The sequence below is a fragment of the Planktotalea sp. genome (assembly GCF_049680325.1).
Classification (GTDB): domain Bacteria; phylum Pseudomonadota; class Alphaproteobacteria; order Rhodobacterales; family Rhodobacteraceae; genus Planktotalea.
Map to the genome: position 1 here is coordinate 1 of NZ_JBAUHO010000354.1, position 4,677 is coordinate 4,677.

General features: G+C 55.3%; 5 protein-coding genes. 2 read left to right on the forward strand and 3 right to left on the reverse strand.

The genetic code is table 11. The annotated features are described in order from the left end of the window. The 3 genes from WBC85_RS15755 to WBC85_RS15765 form a co-directional block, all read right to left on the reverse strand. On the reverse strand, positions 1-231 hold a 231-nt coding region (locus WBC85_RS15755), incomplete at its 3' end, for a GTP-binding protein (RefSeq protein ID WP_424439427.1). Positions 232-319: 88 nt separating this feature from the next. Then, positions 320-1,009, reverse strand: a complete 690-nt coding sequence (locus WBC85_RS15760) for a hypothetical protein (RefSeq protein ID WP_424439430.1) — start codon at positions 1,007-1,009, stop codon at positions 320-322. 62 nt (positions 1,010-1,071) lie between these two features. Then, positions 1,072-3,375, reverse strand: coding sequence for a DNA topoisomerase IV subunit A (locus tag WBC85_RS15765; RefSeq protein WP_424439433.1), 2,304 nt, complete (start codon positions 3,373-3,375; stop codon positions 1,072-1,074). A gap of 192 nt (positions 3,376-3,567) precedes the next feature. Here WBC85_RS15765 and WBC85_RS15770 point away from each other — a divergent pair, with 192 nt between their 5' ends. Together WBC85_RS15770 and WBC85_RS15775 are read left to right on the forward strand one after the other, a co-directional pair. Further along, the gene (locus WBC85_RS15770; protein WP_424439436.1) at positions 3,568-4,116 is read left to right on the forward strand and encodes an SH3 domain-containing protein; all 549 of its coding nucleotides are present in this window, start codon (positions 3,568-3,570) and stop codon (positions 4,114-4,116) included. Positions 4,117-4,174: 58 nt separating this feature from the next. Further along, positions 4,175-4,677 (forward strand): SDR family NAD(P)-dependent oxidoreductase (locus tag WBC85_RS15775; RefSeq protein WP_424439439.1); only part of this gene is annotated, 503 nt, incomplete at its 3' end.

Consider the following 4,677-nt stretch of genomic DNA (forward strand, 5'->3'; position numbering starts at 1 on the left):
GCAGTCAACGTGCGCGTAGTGACGGGACTCTGTCTCGTACTCGACGTGCGCTGTAGAGATGGTGATGCCGCGTGCGCGCTCTTCAGGGGCAGAGTCGATCGACGCATAGTCCTGAAAATCGCCAAACAGCTTTGTGATCGCAGCTGTCAGCGTTGTTTTAACGTGGTCAACGTGGCCGATTGTGCCGATGTTGACGTGTGGTTTATTGCGTTCAAACTTTTCCTTGCCCATAGCGGAGCCTCACTTGTTTGGAGGGTTCAAAACGGAACCCGAATTTCTCTGCCGCGCACATATTGGCTTCGCAGATAAAAATCAAGTATCAGTTGGATGTTGCAGCTACGACAGCATCTTCAGCGTCGCTCTTTGTCGCCTTGGCGGCAGTTGCCACTGCTTTTGTGGCTTTCTTGCGCGCTGGAGCCACCTCTTCCGCAGCCTTTTCGACCGCTTCTTCTGGCGCCGCTGGACCCGCTTTTCGCTTGAACCAAAGCTCGGAGCGGTGTTGGCGGGTAATCCAGCGCTGGATCAGCTTTGCGCTGTTCTCTGCGAGGGTCTCCATCTGCTCTTCTGCCGTTTTGGTTAGCCCAGAGCCTACGATCGTATCGCCATCAAGGGTTTCAAGAACGGTGATTTGCTCGGGTTTGTCGTTCAGTTTTGTGCCCGCAGCGTCATCCCAAACAGTGAGTTTGAGAATCAGAACCGATTTTGGGGACAACACAATTGGCAAACCGGGTTGCGCAAGCACGTAGCCTTCCAGCGAAATGCCGAAGTGATAGAGTTGCTCGCCATCATAGCGCGAAAAACGCTCGTCAACGGCTTTGGAAACCGCGGCGATCCATGCATCGCTTGACGCTTCCCGCGAGGCGGGGCCCATGACCAGATTTGGCGCAACAACGACATTATGGCCTAAAGAAAATTCACCAATCGGCGAAGGTGCTTTGGACAAATCGGAAATATCTTCACAGGCGCTCAGCCCAAATGCGAGGACGAGCAAGGCACAGAATCGAAACATGGAAAACCCCTATAGCAGCCGCGTTGTGCTATCCTAGCGCAGAGTTAAGATCAATCGCGCTGTCAGGTAAAGCGATTGTCGCGCGGGAACCCGCGCGGAGCCATGCGCCCGCTGCCCGCCCGTTTACCTTGCCATTCGGACAATTCTGTTTCGGTGCGCGTGCGGCCAGCGGGATCCAGCCATGTCAGACCTTCGCTGGCAGCAAAGGTTGTGATGTCAGACATTCCGCCGTCTTTGTATTTCTGCAAACGCACGCCTTTCCCGCGGCCCATTTCGGGAAGCTCTTCTAGCGCGAAGACTAGTACTTTGCGGTTTTCCCCGACGACGGCGACACTGTCACCTGTCACAGGCTTGCAGACCCGCGCACGGGTCTCACCGCGCACATTAAGCACTTGTTTGCCTGAACGGGTCTGCGCAACGACATCATCTTCTGGCACGACAAAACCGTCCCCTGCATCCGATGCAACGATGAGTTTGCGGCCCGCTTTATAAATGAACAGATCAACGATCTCGGCCTCGTTCGGCAGGTCCACCATAAGACGCAAAGGTTCGCCCATACCGCGCCCACCGGGCAAGTTGGCAGAAGAAATCGTATAGAAACGCCCGTTTGAGCCAAAGACCAACAGGCGATCCGTGGTTTCAGCATGGAACACAAAGCGCGGCCCGTCACCGTCTTTGAATTTCAGCTCGCGGGTTAGATCAATATGGCCAGTCATGGCCCTGATCCAGCCCATCTGAGAGCAAACCACCGTAATCGGTTCGCGGTCGATCATTGCTTCCAGCGGTACGTCTTCAATTTCGCCAGCTTTGGCAAATTGTGAGCGGCGCGCACCAGCAGGATGATCCTTGCCAAATTGCTTTTTGGTTTCGCGAATTTGATCGGCAATGCGGTTCCATTGTAGATCGCCGCTGTTCAACAGATCATCCAGCCCAGCGCGTTCCTCCATCAAGGCGTCGCGCTCGCGTTTTAGCTCCATCTCTTCAAGACGGCGCAACGAGCGTAGGCGCATGTTGAGGATAGCTTCGGCTTGCACTTCGGTTAGCTCGCCCTCACCTGCTGGCGGGCCAACATAATCCTTTTCGCTCATCGCTCGTACAAAGGTACGGCCCCAATCCTCGCGCATCAATGCGGCTTTGGGATCGTCGTCATAGCGGATGATATCAATCACGCGGTCCAGATTGAGGAAGGCAATGATTAGACCTTCCAGCACCTCAAGGCGGTGGTCGATCTTTTCCATCCGATGCGTCGAGCGGCGGATCAGAACATTGCGGCGGTGATCCAGGAAGGCGCGCAGCACTTCCTTCATCGAACAGACCTTTGGCGTCAATCCGTCAATCAACACGTTCATATTGAGCGAGAAGCGTATCTCCAGATCGGATGAACGATAAAGCATGTTCATTAAGATTTCCGGCTCGACGTTCTTTGAGCGGGGCTCAAGCACGATGCGCACGTCTTCTGCGCTTTCGTCGCGTATGTCGCCAAGGATCGGAATTTTCTTGTTCTGGATCAGCTCCGCGATCTTTTCGATCAGCTTGGACTTCTGAACCTGATAGGGAATCTCGGTAACAACGATCTGCCATTGTCCGCGCCCGAGGTCTTCGACCTCATATTTACAGCGCAGGCGGAAAGAACCGCGGCCGGTGCGATAGGCCTCTGCGATATTCTCTTTCGGCTCGACGATAGTGCCGCCGGTAGGAAAATCGGGGCCCGGCACGAAATTGAGCAGCGTGTCGTCGCGCGCATCAGGGGTTTTTATCAAATGCAGGCAAGCATCGCAAAGTTCTGCGATGTTGTGTGGCGGGATGTTCGTCGCCATGCCCACCGCAATACCGCTAGAGCCATTGGCCAAAAGGTTGGGAAAGCTGGCAGGCAGAACAACGGGTTCCGTCAGCGTGCCATCATAGTTTTCGCGAAAATCTACGGCGTTCTCGGCCAGACCTTCAAGCAGGGCTTCGGCGGCAGAGGTCATGCGCGCTTCTGTATAACGGCTGGCGGCGGGGTTATCGCCGTCGATATTACCGAAGTTGCCTTGCCCGTCCACGAGCGGATATCGCACGTTAAAATCCTGGGCGAGACGCGCCATAGCATCATAGATCGCAGCGTCACCGTGCGGGTGGTAATTCCCCATCACGTCACCTGAAATCTTTGCCGACTTACGAAAGCCGCCCGTTGAGGACAGCTTGAGTTCGCGCATCGCGAAAAGGATACGGCGGTGAACCGGCTTTAGGCCATCGCGGGCATCCGGCAACGCGCGGTGCATAATCGTCGAGAGCGCATAGGTCAGATACCGATCGCCAAGCGCACGGCGCAGCGGCTCGCTTAGATCAGGGACAATCGGTGCATTATCTTTGGTATTCTCGCTCATGTCGCGCTTTTAGCGGGAGCAGACTGAGGCGGCAAGCCACGAAGCGTTTCCAACCTGTGGATAAGTTATCCGGCAACGGGGAAAAAATATGTTCGTTTCACTGTCTCAATCCAATAGAATCGGGTATAGAGATACCTACAGAGGCGCACCGAGCAGTTTACGCGCAATGTTTTGTCAGTATCCGGGGGGATCATGGGTAAGATCATCGTAATTACATTCGCGTTTTTGGGTTTCGCGTTCTACGAAATGAGCGGCGGCGACGAGTTCGTTCCGATTGCACAGGAAAAACGCGCAGCGCTTGCTCTGGAAAAAGCGGCGGAAGAAACCCGCCTTGCCGAAGCCAAGGCAGAGCAGCTTCTGGCAGCTCCAGCGCCAAAGCCACAAATTGTTCTTGCGAGCGCTAGCGCGACGATCGCCAAGCCAGAATCCCAAACGGATGAAGCTATCGCGGCTGTCACCGCCGCTCTGGAAACAGACAAGGCCGAAGAAATTGTATCTGAAGAGGTCGCAGAAGCCGCGATCGAAGAAACGACAGCCAACGATATTCGCGAAGTCACTGCCGCCCGCGTAAATATGCGCAACGGGCCGGGCCAGAAGTTCAACGTCGTTGCCAAGCTGACAAATGGTGAGCAGGTCGAAATCCTGCAAGATCCCGGTGACGGATGGGTCAAGCTGCGCGTCACTGATAGCGGCCGTGTCGGTTGGATGGCCGATTTCTTGCTAACTGCATCCAATAACTGATTGCACGCCTTTTTCCGCGTGTTAAGCCTGCCCTTCTATTCAAGGGCAGGCTTTTCTTATGCAACGATCTATACTTATCACCGGCTGTTCATCCGGCATCGGCTATGACTGCGCCCACGGCATGCGCGCTGCTGGCTGGCGGGTCTTTGCCGCATGTCGAAAAGATGAAGATTGCGCCCGCTTGAAAAGCGAGGGCTTTGACAGCCCGTTGATCGACTACACCGACCCTGCGAGTATTCGAAGCGGTTTGGATGAGGTTCTTGCGGCAACGGGCGGCACCCTTGATGCCCTGTTCAACAATGGCGCTTATGCGCTACCCGGCGCGGTTGAAGACCTGCCCCGCGACGGTCTGCGCGAGATATTCGAGTGTAATGTCTTTGGTGTGCACGACCTAACCCGCGCCGTCATTCCCGTTATGCGCGCGCAAGGGCATGGGCGCATTGTCAATTGCTCGTCTGTTCTGGGCCTTGTGACAATGAAATGGCGCGCGGCTTACAGTGCAAGCAAGTTCGCGCTTGAAGGGCTTACGGATACTTTGCGCCTAGAGATGCGTGCCACAGA

What these genes read in the sequence shown, in the direction of transcription:
- WBC85_RS15760 (WP_424439430.1), bottom strand. Translation starts at nt 1,009, where the DNA reads ATGTTTCGATTCTGTGCCTTGCTCGTCCTCGCATTTGGGCTGAGCGCC.
- WBC85_RS15765 (WP_424439433.1), bottom strand. Translation starts at nt 3,375, where the DNA reads ATGAGCGAGAATACCAAAGATAATGCACCGATTGTCCCTGATCTAAGC.
- WBC85_RS15770 (WP_424439436.1), top strand. Translation starts at nt 3,568, where the DNA reads ATGGGTAAGATCATCGTAATTACATTCGCGTTTTTGGGTTTCGCGTTC.